The organism is Halorussus vallis (assembly GCF_024138165.1).
Classification (GTDB): Archaea; Halobacteriota; Halobacteria; order Halobacteriales; family Haladaptataceae; genus Halorussus; species Halorussus vallis.
In genome coordinates this window covers 555,513-571,012 of the sequence record NZ_CP100000.1, presented here as the reverse complement: position 1 = coordinate 571,012, position 15,500 = coordinate 555,513, and the positions used below count along the sequence as shown (strand labels likewise).

General features: G+C 69.5%; 14 protein-coding genes and 1 pseudogene. 7 read left to right on the top strand and 8 right to left on the bottom strand.

Translation table 11 applies throughout. The features are described 5' to 3' along the window. Window positions 1-65 precede the first annotated feature (65 nt). Entirely contained in the window at window positions 66-689 is a 624-nt protein-coding gene (locus NGM07_RS03055; RefSeq protein ID WP_253516837.1) for a GbsR/MarR family transcriptional regulator, read from the top strand. On the opposite strand, the gene NGM07_RS03050 is transcribed toward NGM07_RS03055, so the two are convergent. Both NGM07_RS03050 and NGM07_RS03045 read right to left on the bottom strand, forming a co-directional pair. Next, window positions 690-2,795, bottom strand: a complete 2,106-nt coding sequence (locus NGM07_RS03050; protein ID WP_253516835.1) for a thioredoxin domain-containing protein — start codon at window positions 2,793-2,795, stop codon at window positions 690-692. 100 nt (window positions 2,796-2,895) lie between these two features. Then, entirely contained in the window at window positions 2,896-3,060 is a 165-nt protein-coding gene (locus NGM07_RS03045; protein ID WP_253516833.1) for an HEWD family protein, read from the bottom strand. Between the two features lie 162 nt (window positions 3,061-3,222). Here NGM07_RS03045 and NGM07_RS03040 point away from each other — a divergent pair, with 162 nt between their 5' ends. The 3 genes from NGM07_RS03040 to NGM07_RS03030 all read left to right on the top strand — a co-directional run bounded on the left by NGM07_RS03040 (window position 3,223) and on the right by NGM07_RS03030 (window position 5,350). Beyond that, window positions 3,223-3,927, top strand: a complete 705-nt coding sequence (locus tag NGM07_RS03040; RefSeq protein ID WP_253516830.1) for a YbhB/YbcL family Raf kinase inhibitor-like protein — start codon at window positions 3,223-3,225, stop codon at window positions 3,925-3,927. A 57-nt stretch (window positions 3,928-3,984) separates the two neighbouring features. Continuing rightward, window positions 3,985-4,314 carry an EthD family reductase gene (locus tag NGM07_RS03035; protein ID WP_253516827.1) on the top strand — a complete coding sequence of 110 codons (330 nt, stop codon included), beginning with the start codon at window positions 3,985-3,987 and terminating at the stop codon, window positions 4,312-4,314. 196 nt (window positions 4,315-4,510) lie between these two features. After that, on the top strand, window positions 4,511-5,350 hold the full coding sequence (locus tag NGM07_RS03030; protein ID WP_253516817.1) for a substrate-binding domain-containing protein: 840 nt from the start codon (window positions 4,511-4,513) through the stop codon (window positions 5,348-5,350). Between the two features lie 114 nt (window positions 5,351-5,464). Here the strand turns inward: NGM07_RS03030 and NGM07_RS03025 are convergent, their stop codons facing one another. Further along, window positions 5,465-5,959: a DUF7992 family protein gene (locus tag NGM07_RS03025; protein WP_253516814.1), complete on the bottom strand. Its 495-nt coding sequence runs from the start codon at window positions 5,957-5,959 to the stop codon at window positions 5,465-5,467. A 141-nt stretch (window positions 5,960-6,100) separates the two neighbouring features. Next, window positions 6,101-6,397, bottom strand: a pseudogene (locus tag NGM07_RS03020) (cation diffusion facilitator family transporter); the annotation flags it as partial. Window positions 6,398-6,571: 174 nt separating this feature from the next. On the opposite strand from NGM07_RS03020, the gene NGM07_RS03015 reads away from it, so the two are divergent. After that, window positions 6,572-7,489, top strand: coding sequence for a DUF4397 domain-containing protein (locus NGM07_RS03015; protein WP_253516811.1), 918 nt, complete (start codon window positions 6,572-6,574; stop codon window positions 7,487-7,489). A 35-nt stretch (window positions 7,490-7,524) separates the two neighbouring features. Here NGM07_RS03015 and NGM07_RS03010 read toward each other — a convergent pair whose 3' ends face one another. Then, window positions 7,525-8,016: an acyl-CoA thioesterase gene (locus tag NGM07_RS03010; RefSeq protein ID WP_253516808.1), complete on the bottom strand. Its 492-nt coding sequence runs from the start codon at window positions 8,014-8,016 to the stop codon at window positions 7,525-7,527. A gap of 344 nt (window positions 8,017-8,360) precedes the next feature. On the opposite strand from NGM07_RS03010, the gene NGM07_RS03005 reads away from it, so the two are divergent. Next, window positions 8,361-9,449 (top strand): DUF1616 domain-containing protein, encoded by a 1,089-nt coding sequence (locus NGM07_RS03005; protein ID WP_253516807.1) that lies wholly within the window; start codon window positions 8,361-8,363, stop codon window positions 9,447-9,449. 187 nt (window positions 9,450-9,636) lie between these two features. Further along, on the top strand, window positions 9,637-10,110 hold the full coding sequence (locus NGM07_RS03000) for a putative immunity protein (protein ID WP_253516805.1): 474 nt from the start codon (window positions 9,637-9,639) through the stop codon (window positions 10,108-10,110). Between the two features lie 304 nt (window positions 10,111-10,414). Here NGM07_RS03000 and NGM07_RS02995 read toward each other — a convergent pair whose 3' ends face one another. The 3 genes from NGM07_RS02995 to NGM07_RS02985 form a co-directional block, all read right to left on the bottom strand. Continuing rightward, window positions 10,415-12,439 (bottom strand): hypothetical protein, encoded by a 2,025-nt coding sequence (locus NGM07_RS02995; protein WP_253516803.1) that lies wholly within the window; start codon window positions 12,437-12,439, stop codon window positions 10,415-10,417. Window positions 12,440-12,628: 189 nt separating this feature from the next. After that, on the bottom strand, window positions 12,629-14,161 hold the full coding sequence (locus tag NGM07_RS02990; RefSeq protein ID WP_253516801.1) for an oligosaccharide flippase family protein: 1,533 nt from the start codon (window positions 14,159-14,161) through the stop codon (window positions 12,629-12,631). Window positions 14,162-14,168: 7 nt separating this feature from the next. Then, complete coding sequence (locus tag NGM07_RS02985) at window positions 14,169-15,494, bottom strand: glycosyltransferase family 2 protein (protein WP_253516773.1); 1,326 nt, start codon at window positions 15,492-15,494, stop codon at window positions 14,169-14,171. Window positions 15,495-15,500 lie beyond the last annotated feature (6 nt).

Below are 15,500 nucleotides of genomic sequence, written 5' to 3'. Positions count from 1 at the left end.
GATTTAATGCTTTCCCCGCCGAGAATTCGTATGGAACGACCCCGAACGAAGACGGAGGGTCGAGCGTGAGCGAGGACGGTTCGGCCGAGAGTGCGAACGACGGCGGGACGGAAGTCGCCGACGAAACGACGAGCACGTCCGACGAGGCGAGAGAGCGAGTCGTCGAGGCGATGGAGCGGTCGGCGGAAGTGTACGGACTGAATCGGAGCTACGGCCGACTGTACGGCGTGCTCTACTTCGCCGACGGCGCGCTGTCGCTCGACGAACTGGTCGAGGAGAGTGGCTACGCCAAGTCGACCGTGAGCAACGCGATGGGGACGCTCGAACGCCTCCACGTGGTCCACCGCCGGACGAAACCCGGCGAGGGCAAGCGCGTCTTCTTCGAGGCCGAGCGCGACTTCTGGCGGATCTTCCAGGAACTCCTGCGCCAGCAGGCCAGGCGCGAACTCCAGATCATGGGTCGGGCGCTGACGGAGGCCGAGGACCTGCTGGAAGCCGCTCCGGACACCGACCGGGCGCGGCGCGACCTGCGCCGCGTCCGGCGACTGAAGCGGATGTACGACCGGGGCGAGCGCACGCTGGACTTCCTCACCCGACTCCCGCTGGAGCGACTCCGGTCGCTCGTCGGGCAGTTGACCGGCGAATCCGGAGAGAAAGGCGACGACCGGAGAGACGACGAGAGGGCGTAGTCAGGCCGACTCGTCGGCCCAATCGAGCGCGTCGGCGAGGTCGGCGTTCGGCGGCGAACAGGCGAAGTTCCGGCAGACGTAGGCGGTCGGTTCGCCGTCTCGCTGGTCGCGGTCGGCCCATATCGGCGGCGCCTCGTCGAGTTCGAGTTCGTCCAGCCACGCCGCCAGTTCGTCCTCGGCGGGCGGCCGACGCGCCAGCAGACGCGTCGGCAGGTAGCGCGTGGCGAGTTCCGCGCGCCACGAGTCGGGGAGTTCGTCCGCGACCGCGGTGATCTCCAGTGACCCCTCCGCGTAGCGGTCGGCCGCGAGCGCGAGCGAGGCGTGCTGGAGTGGGTTCGACTCTATCTGCTGGCCGCGGGTCCGGAGCACCTGTTCGGCTATCTCCTCGAAGCGGTCGTGGTCGGTGAAGTAGTCGAGTTCGAGCAGCGCGTCGACCGCCACCCCCAGACTCGACGGGGTCGACTGGTCGTGGGGTTCCTGCGGGCGGGCGACCAGTTCCTCGCCGCGCCCGGGCGTGAAGTAGATGGTCGCGTCCTCGGCGTCCCAGAACTGCGCTTCGACGGCCCGGGCGAGGTCAAGCGCGAACGCGAGGTGGGAGACGTCGCCGGTCGCCTCGTAGCAGTTCAGCGCGCCGCGCGCGAGGAAGGCGTAGTCTTCGAGGTAGCCCTCGATGGCGACGTCGTCGTCCTTGAACCGCCGGAACAGTCGCTCCTCGGAGTCGTTCCAGAGTCTCTCCCGGACGAATTCGAGCGCGTCAGTCGCCGCCTCGGCGTAGCGGTCGTCGTCGAGTACCAGCGCGCCCTCCGCGAGCGCCGAGATCATCAGGCCGTTCCACCCGGCGAGCACCTTCTCGTCGCGCCGTGGGCGCACGCGCTCGGCGTGAGCCTCGAACACCTGCTTGCGGGCCGCCTCGATTTGTTCGCGCACGTCCGATTCGCTCAGGTCGTACTCCTCGGCGAGCGATTCGACCGACTCGGCGATGGTGAGGACGGTCTTGCCCTCGAAGTTGCCCGACTCGGTGACCCCGAAGCGGTCGCAGAAGAGGTCGGCCGCGCGTTCGTCGTCGACCGCCTCGCGGATTTCCGCGGGCGTCCAGACGTAGAACTTGCCCTCCTCGCCCTCGCTCTGGGCGTCGAGCGTGCTGTAGAATCCCCCGTCGGGGTGGGTCATCTCGCGCTCGACGAACTCGAATGTCCGGCGGGCGGCCTCGGCGAAGCGCTCGTCGCCCGCGACCTGATAGCCCGCGAGCATCGCGCGCGGAATCTCGGCGTTGTCGTACAGCATCTTCTCGAAGTGGGGGACGACCCACTCGCGGTCGACCGTGTAACGGTGGAATCCGCCGCCGACGTGGTCGAACAGGCCGCCCTCGGCCATCGCCGAGAGGGCTTCGACGGCGACATCGCGGTACTCCTCGCGACCCGACCGGTCGTACGCGCGCAGGAGGAGGTGGACGCGGCCGGCCTGCGGGAACTTCTGGCCGGTGCCGAAGCCGCCGTGCTCGCGGTCGGCGCTCCGGAGCGCCGCGTCGGCGGCCGACTCGACGAGGTCGTCGCCCGGCGTCTCGCCGGGGTCGGGCACCGATTCGAGTTCGCCCTCGATGGCGTCGGTCCACTGGTCGGCCCGCCGCTCCATCTCCCGGCGGTCCTCCTCGCTCGCCCACGACTCGGCGATGTTCTCGATCAGGTCCAGGAATCCGGGCATGTTGCGCCTGGCCTCCCTGGGGAAGTACGTCCCGACGTAGAACGGTCGGCCGTCGGGCGTGAGCCAGACCGACAGCGGCCACCCGCCCCGACCGGTCACGGCCTGGCAGATAGTCTGGTAGATGCTGTCGAGGTCCGGGCGCTCCTCACGGTCGACCTTGACGGGGACGAAGTTCTCGTTCAGCGTCGCGGCGACGTCCTCGGCCTCGAAGCTCTCCTCTTCCATGACGTGACACCAGTGGCACGCCGAGTAGCCCACCGACAGGAAGATGGGGACGTCGCGCTCCTCGGCCGCCGCGAGCGCCTCGTCGTCCCACGGCTGCCAGTCGACTGGGTTGTCCGCGTGCTGGCGGAGGTACGGGCTCTCCTCCTCGTCGAGCCGATTTCGCGCGGTCGGGTCGGTCATGGGTCGACAGAGGGGTTGCCCGCAGGTAAAGGCGGGGCTTTCGGCAGTCGCTCGGCGCGGTGAAAGTTCCGGAACTCCGGTCCCGGAGTCCGGACGGCGGTCAGTCCCGAATCGGGACGTAGGTGCCGTTGATGTCCCACTCGTGGATGCAGTGGGGGTCGCCGGCGTCGTCCGCTATCGTCCAGTTGGTCGCGTCGTCGTCCCAGACGTCCGTTCGACCGCATCGCAGACACTGTCGCTCCTCCGGAGGCGTCAGTTCGGCCATCGTGCGAACCGAGGGCACGCGAGTACTTAAACTGGACTACCGACTCATCGTTTGCCGAGTGTCGTCGCGCGGTCGGCCCTCGGACTCGCCGCGCTCGTCCGGACGTGTCGAGTTCGTGTCGGATGCCTACCCTTTTGGGAATCCCCGGCGAATCTGTGTGCGATGCGCAGACGCACGCTTCTGCGCTCGGCCGCGGCGACGGCGACGATAGGGGGGACGGCGGCGACGGCGGCGAGTGGGAGCCGCGACGGGCAAGAAACCACGACCGAAGGACAGACGACGACCACCGCGGGCGGCGAGCAAACGACGACGGCCGCGGGCGGGGAGTTCTCGATAACCGCGCCGGCGTGGGAGAACGGGCGACGGATTCCGACCCGGTTCACCTGCGAGGGGCGGAACGTCTCGCCGCGGCTTACCATCTCGAACCCGCCGGAGGGGACCCGGGCGTACGCGCTGGTGATGGCCGACCCGGACGCGCCGGGCCCCCCGTTCGTCCACTGGCTCCTGTGGAACGTTCCGGCCGACGTCCGCGAGATTCCGGCGAACGTCCCGAAGACCGAGACGATAGACGACCTCGGCGGTGCGGTCCAGGGGTCGAACGGGGCGGGCGAACTCGGCTACATCGGGCCGTGTCCGCCGCAGGGCGACGACCGCCACACGTACCTCTTCACGCTGTACGCGCTCGAATCGCCGCTGGACCTCGAACCCGGCGCGGAGTACCGGCGGGTCGTCGACGCCGCCGTCTCGAACGCCATCGCGAGGGCGCGCTACGTCGGCCAGTACGAGCGACCCGCCGAGACGACGACTGGGACGACTGGGGAGACGACCGGCGCGACGACGACCGGGACGACCGAAACCACCGAATAGCCCGCGACCGACGTCAGGACCGACAGAGCGAAGTCGGCTCCGGTCGCGGCTTTCCGCATGGCGGTCAAACTGGTCGACTTACTCGTCCGGAAGGACGACTGGACCCACGAGGAGTTCGTCGAGTACTGGCAGGGCGACCACGCCGAACTCGCCGAGCAGTTGCCCGGCCTGCGGAAGTACGTCACCTCGGTGCCGAAGGACCCCGAGAAGGCGGGCTACGACGGGATGCTCGAACTGTACTTCGACGACACCGCGGCCATCGGCGAGGCCTTCGAGTCCGAGATCGGCCGGGAGGTCCAGGCCGACGCCGCGAAGTTCGTGAACATGGACGAGGGTCCGACGCTCATCGTCGAGGAATCGGTCCAGTTGGACGAACTGGACGAGTAGACGGAGGAAGCGAAATCGGGCGGGCGTCGTCTCGCTCGACGGCGACGGTCCGCGGAGAGCCGCCGGACCGCGCGAGAGACGACCGAGGAGTCGAATCGCCGCCGTCGGATGAGTCGAACCGCCGACCGCCGATTCCCGAAATGTAACTGAAACCAGTTACGATACCGTTTTCACGAATACTGTTATCGTTACGGTCGTGCCAACGCGTCGCTCGCTCCTCCGCCGCACCGCCGGCGTCGTCGCCGTCGGCGGGTTCGGGTCCCTTCTCGCCGGTTCGCGCCGCTCCGAGCGGCGCGAGTCGGGCGACTCCGCCGCCGAACCGGCGTCGGTCCTCGTCGCCGGGAGCCTCCAGTCGGTCGCCAAAAAGGTCGGAACCGCGACCGTCGAGGCCCACGGGAGCGTCGCCTGCCGCCGCCTGCTCGAAGACGGCCTGCGCGACCCCGACGCCGTCGCGCTCGCGGACCCTCGGCTGTTCGAGGGTCTCGCCGAGCGAGCGACCTGCTTCGCCACGAACGCGCTCGTGGTCGCCCATCGCCGCGACTCGCCCGTCTCGGAGAAGGCCGACTGGCGGGCGGTGGTCGGCGACGACTCGCTCGCGGTGGGCCGGACCGACCCGGCCCGCGACCCGCTGGGCTACCGGACGGTGATGGCGCTCCGCCTCGCCGACGGCGTCGACGCCGCGGCGGCGCTCGCGCGGACGAAGCTGTTCCCCGAGACTGCGCTCCTCCGGACGCTCGAAGCCGGCGGCATCGACGCCGCGTTCGCCTACCGGAACATGGCGGTCGAACACGACCTGCCGTACCTCGAACTCCCGGACGAAATCGACTTCTCGAACCCCGCGTTCGAGGACCGCTACGCCGCCGCGAGCGTCGAACTCCCCGAGCGCACCGTCAGGGGCGCGCCGATTCGCTACGCCGCGGTCGGTCCGACCGACCGCGGCGAGCGCTGGGTGGAGAACCTGGCGAACGCCGGGGCGACCCTGCGGGAGGCCGGGTTCGGCGTCCCCGAGGCGTATCCGAAGGCCCTCGAACTATAGAATGCGGCGTCCATCCGCGGAAGCTGACTTCCGCCCGCGGGACCGACCCTCGTCCGGCGGACTACCGCAAAAATCGTGTGCGGGGGGAGATGCTCGGCGCCCCGATTCGCCGACTCACGAGTCCGGGTCGGTGTCCTCGGGCACCCGGTCCTCGAAGTTCGGCAGGTCGTCGGGCGCCTCGTACTCGGCCTCCCAGTCGACGTAGTCGGTTTCGAGCACGTCGCAGACGACCTGACCGAGTTCGGTCATCGAGGCGTTTATCGACGAAACCGCGTTCCAGGAGTCCAGATTCTCGTGGTAGTCGCGCTCCTTCCAGTCCTCGGGGATGCCCGGAGCGTGGTAGCCCACGCGGTCCGCGAAGTCGTCCCAGAAGAAGTCGTACTCCCGGAACAACCCGAGGTCGACGGCGGTTTCGAACTCCCGCTCGTCGAGGTCGGTGTGCTCGGCCCACTGGCCGAACGCCTCGTCCCACGCGCCGTCCCGGAGGAACTCCTCCAACTCCTCGCGGCGGTAGTCGGTGTCGCCCGCCACTTCGACGTCGTCGTAGTCCTGTGCGTCGATGCCGGGGTTCAACTCCGGCGGGTCCGGAACCGCAACGTCGAGCGCCATGTCGCCACGCTACGACCGGAGGCCCGATAAGCGTTCCCGGACCGCCGGACCCGGGCGAGGCGTCGCCGCTCGTCGAGAGGTGCGAGGAGTTAGGACCTCGCGGCGTGCGGACTCGGCGGCACCTTTCTGTCAGCGACTGCCGTTGTACCCCTCTCTGACGCTCGCGTACCCCGCGATGCCGAACAGCAGCACGCTCACGAGGAAACTGTAGAAGAACTGGGCCTTGCCGTGTCCGAACGGGTGGCTCCGGTCGGCCTCCTTGTTGCCGTACCAGATGCCGACGAGCAGGAATACCTAGTTGCCGGTGTCCGACACCGAGTGGTAGGCTTCCGAGAGCATCGCCGCGCTCCCCGTCAGCAGAAACGCGACGAACTTCAGCACCGCGATAGTGCCGTTGGCGAACAGGGCCGCGATGACGACACCCTTACTCTCAGATATCGGGGCCACTAGCGCACGGACGAGAAAGAGTGTGATGGCAAGTTCGAAGCGTGCGCCCCCGAGATGAGGCTGACCGGCGGCGGGCGGTAACCCTCGACTGCCGACCCGAAACTGCGATTACCGTCCTGAAGAGTCCGTGCGCTTTATCGATTCGTCGCTCGCATCACGCGGCGCATGGTCGAACGTCAGACACTCGCACGCGTGGCGTCCGTGAGCCTCGTCGCGGTCGTCGCCGCCGGCCTCGCCCTCGGCGGGTCGTCGCCGACGGTCGCGCAGAACCCGGCCGCCACGGCGGTCCAGGGGACCACGGCAGTCCAGGGAACCACGACGGCCCAGGAAACCACCACCGCGCAGGTCCAGGAGGGCGGTCAGGCCCGCGTCCGGTTCGCGCACCTGTCGCCCGACGCCCCCGCGGTCGACGTGCTGGTCGACAACCGGACCGTCGAGCGGGACCTCGAACTCGGGGACGTGACCGAGTACCGGGCGTTCCCGGCGGGCGAGCGACGGATCACGATTCGGGTGGCCAACGATACGAGTCGGGTCGTCTTCCAAGAGGAACTCAACCTCGAAGCGGGAACCAACTACACCATCGCGGCGGCGGGCGAGATAGCCCAGAACGCCACCGAGCGGTTCCGGCCCATCGCGCTCACCGAGGACCCGCAGATTCCCGGCGGCGGTAACGCCTCTGTCCGACTCGTCCACCTGTCGCCCGACGCCGGCCCGGTCGACGTGACGGTCAACCGGACCGGTCGGGTGCTGTACGACAACGCCACCTTCGGGAACGTCACCGACTACGTGACCGTCCCCGCGGGCGTCTACACGCTCGACGTCCGGCGGGCGACCCAGGGCGACAACGGCACCGTCGTCGAAACCGTGAAGGTCTCGTTCGAGAATCGGACGGCCTACACGGCGTTCGCCGCGGGGTACGTCTCGCCCGAGAACGCGCCCGCCAACGAGTCGTTCAGAGTCATCACCGCGGTAGACGCGACGAGCAACCCCGAACTCGCGCCGGAGACGACGGCCGAGACGACCGCCCGCGCCGTCGAGGCCACGACCGAGGCCGAAGCGAACGAGACGACGACTGCGGCCTGACGACGGCGTCGAGACGCGCTCTGCGCCCAGTTCGGTCAGTCCTCGTTTCGCTCGATCTTCTCGGCCACCGCCGACAACTGTTCGCGGCGCTGGTTTCGTGCGGCCTCCCGGAGCGCCTGCTGGTTGTCGGTCGGGCAGGTCAGGTCCGGAACCGGCGTGGGCTTTCCTTCGTCGTCCAGCGCGACGAACGTGAAGAAGGAGGTGGTGGTCTTGCGCTCCTCGCCCTCCCGGGGATCCTCGGCGCGCACGTCGACCTTCACCTCGATGCTAGTCCGGCCGGTGTCGAAGACGAACGCCTCGACGACGGCGACCTCGCCGAGGTCGATGGGGCTGATGAAGTCGACGTGGTCCATCGACGCCGTGACGCACTGCTGGTTCGAAAAGCGCATCGCGGCGATGGCGCCGCAGATGTCCATCCAGTGGAGCACCGCACCCCCGAGCGCCCGCCCGAGGTTGTTGGTGTCGTTGGGAAGCAGTAGCTCCGTCATCTCCGTGTAGGAGTCCATCAGCGTCGCGGATTCCGACATCGTCCGGAACGTGGCTCGCCCGGGCCTTCGCTCTTCGGATATCGAGCCAGCGGGCGTGCTACCTCCGAACGCAGCGGGGTTAGCCCGTGCTTACCGACCGACCGGTTCCAACGCGGCCACGACCGCGACTCGGCGGCGGTTCGGCACCGCACGCCGGAAATCCGCTCATAACAAAGGGCGACGGCGACGTTCGTCCGTCCGACAATGGGCTCCCCGAACGACACGACCGGTAGCGGACGCGAACGAAGGCGGTGCGAGCGGCGCCGACCCCGAAGCCGAACTCGACCGCGGAGTCGAAGCCGACGCCGGACGACTGCGCCGCCGACGAACTTACGGGCGCGACCATGAGCCGCGTCCCGAGAGACCTCGTCGCGGTGGTCGCGCTGACCGCGCTGGCGGGCGTGGCGGTGCTCGGCACGCAACCCGGGTCGGTGCTGACGACCCCGTCCGGCGCGTCGCCGGTCGCCGTCGCGGGTCGGCTCGCGGTCCTGGCACTCGGACTCGCCTTCCTGCTGTTCCTGCCGGGCTACGCGGTCGTCTCCGCGCTGTTCCCGAACGACGAACCGGCCGTCGAGTCGGTCGACGAGGAGGGCGAACCGATCGCGCCGCGGTTCCGGTTCCGAGACCGGAAGGGCGTGGACACGCTCGAACGGGTGACGCTCGCGTTCGGTGTGAGCGCCATCGTCACGCCGATGCTCGCGCTCGTCCTGAACTTCACGCCGTTCGGCGTTCGGGCCGCACCGCTGGTCGCGGCGGTCGGCGGGTTCACGGTCGTCGCGGCGGTCGTCGCGGCTGTCCGGCGCCTGCGACTGCCGGCCGACGAGCGCTTCGACCCCTCGCTCCGACCCGCCGCCTCGCCGCTGCTGGGCAGGTCGGGCGACCACCGTCTCGCCACCGTCGCGCTCGTGCTCGGCGTGCTGGTCGCGGCGGTCGGCGTCGGTTACGCCGTCACGGTGCCCAAGCCCGGCGCGCAGTTCACGGAACTGTACGTCCTCAGCCAGAACCAGAACGGAACCTACGTCGCCGACGACTACCCGGCGCTCTCGGCGTCGGAGCCGACGCCGTTCGTCGTCGGCTTCGAGAACCGAGAGAGTCGGCCGACCGACTACGTCGGCGTGGTCGAACTCCAGCGCGTCGACGGGAACCGGGTGGTCGAACAGCGCCGGGTGAAGCGGTTCTCGGCGACGCTCGAACCCGGAGGGAACGAGCGCGTCCGGGTTCGGGTCCCGCCGACGAACGCGAGCACGGAGAACCTCCGACTCCGCGTGCTCCTCTACCGCGGGTCGCTCCCCGAAAATCCGAACGCGGCGTCGGCCTACCGGATGACGGAACTCCAGTTCGGCGGCGCGAACGCGACGACGAGCGGAACGACGACGGCTTCGAGTTCGAACGGAACCGCGCCGAACGTGACCGCGACGAATTCGAGCGGATAGCGTCGACGGGCGCGCCTTCCGGAGCCGAGGTTCTGAACCGTCCGGTACCGTCGGAGTCCGCTCGCCGGACGTTTCCGACCGCCGCCGTGTGCACTCGGTAATCCATTCGCGTGCGAGAGACGTACCGCGGTACGCTCGTAACACCATCAGTCACGGTTCTTATATTTTCGGCGCCCTACCTCCGAGTATGGCTTCGGCAGTACGCTGGGAGATGGGACCCGGGTGGGACGGACACAACAGCGTCGACGAGGAGACTCACCGGTCCCTGGCGCGCTGGGCCGCCGACTGCGCCGAGCACGTCCTGGCGCACTTCGAGGAGGCGCGCCCGGACGACGACCGGCCTCGGAAGGCCGTCGAGGCGGCGCGCGCCTGGGCGCGAGGCGAGGTGACGATGGGCGAAGCGCGCGAGGCGGCTCTCGCCGCCCACGCGGCGGCCCGCGAAACCGACCGAACCGCGGCCCGGGAGGCCGCCCGCGCCGCGGGGCACGCCGCCGCGACCGCCCACGTGGACGGTCACGCGGAGGGAGCCGCCAACTACGGAGTGAAGGCCGCCGTCGCCGCGGGCGGCGACGACGCCGCCGAAGCCGAACGCGACTGGCAGTTCGAGCGGCGCCCGGAGCGCCTCCGGTCGGTCGTCACCGTCGACCGAAGCGAGGACTGACGGGCGGACCGCCACCGCATCCCACCGGGGCTTCGGCGTCCGCGTCCGAAGGCGGCGGCCTGGCCCCGCGGACGATGCCGGGGTGGACGGCTCCGTTTCTTGCGGGGAGCGCGGTGGGGGCGCTCGGGGCAGGCGCCGTGGTGCACGCGAGACGGTCCCCGGCGCCGGGAGTGATGGCGGTTTCAGCGTCGGAAGTGAAGACGGTCCCTCGCGTCGGAATCCGAGGCGTCGAGTCGTCGGAATCGAGCGCCCTCCGGGTATCGAGTTCCGACCGGAGGCCGTCGGTCGGACCGACCGACCGCCGTTAGCCCGACCTGCCCGTCTCGTCGGGCGAGACGCACATCCGCACGTCGCCGTTGGTGTAGACCCGACTCGTCTGCGGGCCGCACACCTGCGACGGTTTCAGATGCTTGATGGGGCTGTAGCCGCTCGGCATCTCGAAGCGCGCGCCGCCGTAGGACTGGTAGCGCCGGTAGACGGCCACGTCGGCCGACCCGGTCGGGACCCCCTGCTCGTTCATCTGGAGCATCCGAGAGGGATGGGCGTTCGTCCGGTTGAACACCGTCCTATAGGGGTGGTCGGTGCGGAGCGGTTCCTCGGGCGTCGGCCTGATCTGGGCGATGGAGTAGACCGCCGCCAGTTCCGACTGGTCGTAGGCGTAGCGGGTCCGCTCGCTCTCGATGACCGGGTTGTCGCGGGTCCCGTTGATGGAGGTCATCATCACGGTCGGGAACACGAGCGCGAAGATGACGACGACGGCGACCGCCGCCTCCCGGGGGAGGCTCCGGGCCAGGTAGCCGAGTCCGACGGCGCCGACCACGGCCATCAGCACGTAGAGGAACGCGAACCACCGACCGGGCAGGAACGTCCGGATGCCGAACAGCGGCAGGCCGAACGAGAAGAACAGCATGAACACGATGGCGCCGACGAAGGTGTAGGCGCGCTGGCGGGCCTCGCTCTGACGGAGCGCGACGAGGCTCCCGACGACCGTGACGAACATCAGCAGGAGGATACCCCCCGCGTCGAGGTAGTTCGCGACCTGGCCGAGGAACGTCGCGCCGGCCGCGGCGGCGCCGCCCCCGCCACCGCCGCCGGAGGACGGCCCGGCGAGGTTCATGAAGCCCGCCGAACTCTGCAGGTTCTCCCAGAGCCACGCGAGGATGGTCCGGAGGAACGAGGTGTTGCCGTAGGGCGTTACCGACCACATGATCACGAGGAAGCCCAGGTCGAACGCGAGCACTCCGAGCAGGTCGACCCGCTCGGCGTCCCGCGCCCTGAACAGGTCCCGTTCGGTGGCGGCCGACAGTCGGACGAAAAATTGGGCGAGCACGCCCGCGCCGATGAACACCAGCATGATGAACGACGACACCTGGTGGGTGAGGATGGACGCGGCGCTGAACGCCAGGAGCAGGGCGAGGTTGGCCCGGCGCGAGTCGGTGTAGAACATCCGGGTCACGCAGTAGACGATGGCGGCGAAGAAGAACAGCCCCATGCTCGTCGGGATGATGTGGATGCTCCAGCGCACGAACTGGTCGGAGATGGCGAAGAACGCCGCACCGAACAGCGCCCACCGGACCGGCACGAGGAACCGGGCGGTCGCGTAGACGAACAGCGTCGACAGCGGGACCAGCACGCCGAGCGAGAGGAACAGCCCCTGACGGAGCGACACGTCGAGCACCGCGACGGTGGTCGCGACCAGGAGGTGGTACAGCGGTGCGGCGTAGTACTTGTACTCGGAGATGGCCGCAAGCGACCGCTGGTCGAGGATGGCGTCGACGTACTGGTAGAGGTGCGACCAACTGTCGATGCCGACGAGTCCCGGGGTCAGGTACAACGCCGTGAACCGGACGACGAACGCCAGCGCGAGTATCTGGGCGAACACGATGTGCGCGTCGAGGTCCTCCTCCGGCGCGAGCGCGATTTCGAGCAACAGGACGGTGCCGACGACGCCCGACCCGACCAGGAACGCCGGCGTCCGGCCGCCCTGCTGGGCGGCGAGCGCGGCCAGCACGCCGACGCCGGCGAAGACGATGCCGGGCGCGACCCGCGCGAAGTTCGCCGAGAGCGTCGGCAGGCCCAACTCACCCGGTGCGCTCGCCGTCGTCTCGGTTTCGTCGCCCAGCGCGTTGACGGTCCGGGTGGTGGCGAGGTAGAGCACGCAGGCTCCGCCGACCACCAGCGGAATCGTCTCGACGTATATCTGGGACGCCAGGAACCGCATCGGAAACAGCAGCGCCGCCACCAGCAGTCCGGCGACAGCCGCCAGCACGTCGAGGCGTGTGTCGGTCAGTCGGTTGCGCAACGCTCCGCTCTCGCTACTACTGCCCATGAATCCCTCCGTGTGTCATTGTGAGTCCCCCGTCGCGAAAGTCCGCCGTACAATTACGGCGTACGTCTCTCTCACGCCCGAATACGCCGAGAGGGGTTTTTGTTATCCGCCCGTTACCTCGGGATAGTCCTCGCCGGAGCGACACCAACGTCGAATTACGGCCCCGCTCGTCGTCGAACTCGGTCCGGGTCACTCGCCACCACGCTCCTCGCCGGGCGAGACGTCGGCGGCGAACGAGGTCACCGCGGCGGGGACCGGAATCGGGAGCGCGGTCCCCAGTTCCGACAGTTCGGCGGCGTCGATTGCGCTGGTCCGAACCGCGGCCGCGACGTAGACCAGGAAGCCGAGCGGCGGCACGACCGCCAGCGCCACCAGGGGCCGGTCTATCAGCGCGTTCGCCCCGAAGATGGGGACGGCGGCCACCGCCGCGGTCAGCGCGACGCGACCGATTCGGAGGTCGACCAGCGGGTCGAAACCGAGCCGCCGGGCGCTCGCGACGTGGAAGGCCAGCATCGACCCGTAGCCGACGCCGGTGGCGACGGCGGCCCCGACCATCTGGAAGCGCGGGATGAGCAGGGCGTTCAGGACGAGGTTCAGCAGTGCCGACATGCCGGTCGCCGCCACGAGCGGTTTCAGGTTCCCGTTGGCTTGCGCGATGGCGTACACCGGCCTGACGACCGCGAACGCCACCGCGCCGGGCAACAGCACGCGCAGCGGGGTTATCGCGCCCCGGAAGTCCTGGCCGTAGTACAGCGGAACGAACCGCGCGGCAAGCGTGCCGATGCCAAGTGCCAGCAGCACCGTCAACAGCAGCGAGTAGCGCGTCGTCCGGGCGGAAATCTCCTCGATTCGCTCGTGTCGACCGTCGGCCCAGAGGTCCGACGTCGAGTGCAACAGCACCGACTGCAGCGACAGCGGGACGAACCAGAGGTACTCCGCCACCGCGAGCGCCGACTTGTAGTACCCCGTCGCCTCGTCGCCGACCAAGGTCCGGAGCATGACCACGTCGACGTGGTATAGCGACATCACCAGCAACACGAGCAGGATGTTCATGACGTTGAACGAGAGCAGTTTCCGGCGCGGGAACTCCGAGGGGAGCGGCGAGAACACGTCCGACAGCGATAGCTCTCGCGCGACGAAGAAGCCCCCGACGACGGCGGCGGTCCCGGCGGCGAGCACGTGGCCGAGGACGAACCCCTCGACGCCCCAGCCGAACTGCGCCAGCGCGAGGCCGACCGCGACCCACCCCACGGAGTTGACCACGCGCAGGGGTTCGGAGTAGCGTTCGAGGTTCAGGCCAAGCAGGACGCGCCGCACGTAGGCGCGGAACTGGGCGGCGACGACGAACGCCGCGAGGAGGTAGAAGTAGGCGCGGAACTCCGGGCCGAGCCACTTCTCGACCGGGCCGAAGCGCGCGAACGCCGCGACGCCCAGGGCACCGAGGACCGCCAGGGAAACCGCGAGTCGCCCGTAGAAGCCGACGACGCGCTCGCGCCACAGGCCGTCGCGGTCCTCGCCGACGAACTTCTGGGCGCCCTCGGTCACCCCCGAACTGACGAAGATCATCAGCAGGTCGAACGTCGAGATGAGGAAGGCGTAGTCGCCGTAACCGCCCGGACCCAGGATTCGGACGATTATCGGGAGCGTGACGATGGCGACGACCGACGTCACCATCCGCGCGCTGAATATCGAGAGAAACGCCTTGGAGAGGCTCCGGCCCACGACGTCGTCACTCCGCCTCCGATTCGGTCGTCCGGTCGTCGGTCTGTCGGTCGTCGGTCGCCCGCTCGGCGGTGGTCTGGTCGTGGGTGGTTCGACCGCCGTCGGCCGCGCTTCGCTCTCGCTCGCCGGGACCATCGCCCGCTCCGTCGCCGGCCCGTCCGGCGTCGGCCGCGACGCGGCCCGTTTCGCCAGCGCGCTGCCCAGACTCACTCACGTCCGGTTCCCGGTCCTCCGGATTGTTTCCCGTTCCCTCACCGCCTCCGCCGTCGGTCAACCGCCCCTCGACCTGCACCCGCTCGATTCGGTCGAGGGGGTACTCCTCGGGGTCGGGCGGTCGGCACCACTCGTGGTCGAGGAGCGCGACGCTCGTCAGCGTCCACATCGCGACCAGACTGTAGGCGCGGTCGCGGCCCTGGGTCCGCACGATCCACGCCACGCCAGCGAGCGACGCGCCCAGCCAGAGCGCGAACACCGGCGGGGCGACGACGGTCGCCGCGCCGAGCGCCAGCCACGCGGTGCCCGCGAGCGAGTAACGGAGCGAGTGGGCGTGCTTGTACAGGACACCAGGCGAGGTCGCCGACCGGAAGAGCGCGTCGTAGACGCCGTGGTGGTAGCCGCGCCGCCAGCGTCGGAACGGTTCGAGGTAGCCCGCCGACTCCCGCACCTGCTCGCCGACGACGGTGGGGAGTCGCACGAGTCGGTACCCCGATTCGCGCAACTCGAAGCTCAGATGGAGGTCTTCGAGCGCCCGGAGGTAGGGGTCGAAGCCGCCGACCTGCGCGAGCGCGGCGGCGTCGTAGAGCGCGACGCCGGCCAGCCACTCCGACTCGGTGACCTCGGTCGCGTCGGTTTCGCCGAGGTAGCCGCCGACGCCCGCCACGTCGTCCTCGCCGACGAGGAGGTGCGAGGCGACGTCGAGCCAGTCGTCTTCGACGACCACGTCGCCGTCGACGAACAACACCTGGTCGCCGGTCGCGAACGTCCCGCCGACGTACCGGCCGGCCGAGGGCGTCGAGAGGTCGTCGGTCGGGATTCGGAGGACCGAGACGGGGAAGTCGGTCGCGCGGTCGACGGTCCGGTCCTCGGAGTTGGAGTCGACCAGGATGACCTCGCGCTCGAAGTCGGCGGTCGCGTCGAGGACCGACGACAGGCACCGGCCGACCTGCGCCTCCTCGTTGCGGGTGATGACGACGACCGAGAGCGTCGGTCGCTCGCGGTCGGCGGGTCGCTCGTCGCTCCGCCCGCCGTCGCGTCGCCGCTCGTCGTTCCGTCTCCCGTCGCTCCCCGTCGTCTCGGCGTCCGTCTCTCGCGTTCGAATCTCGGTGTCTGACATAGTTCG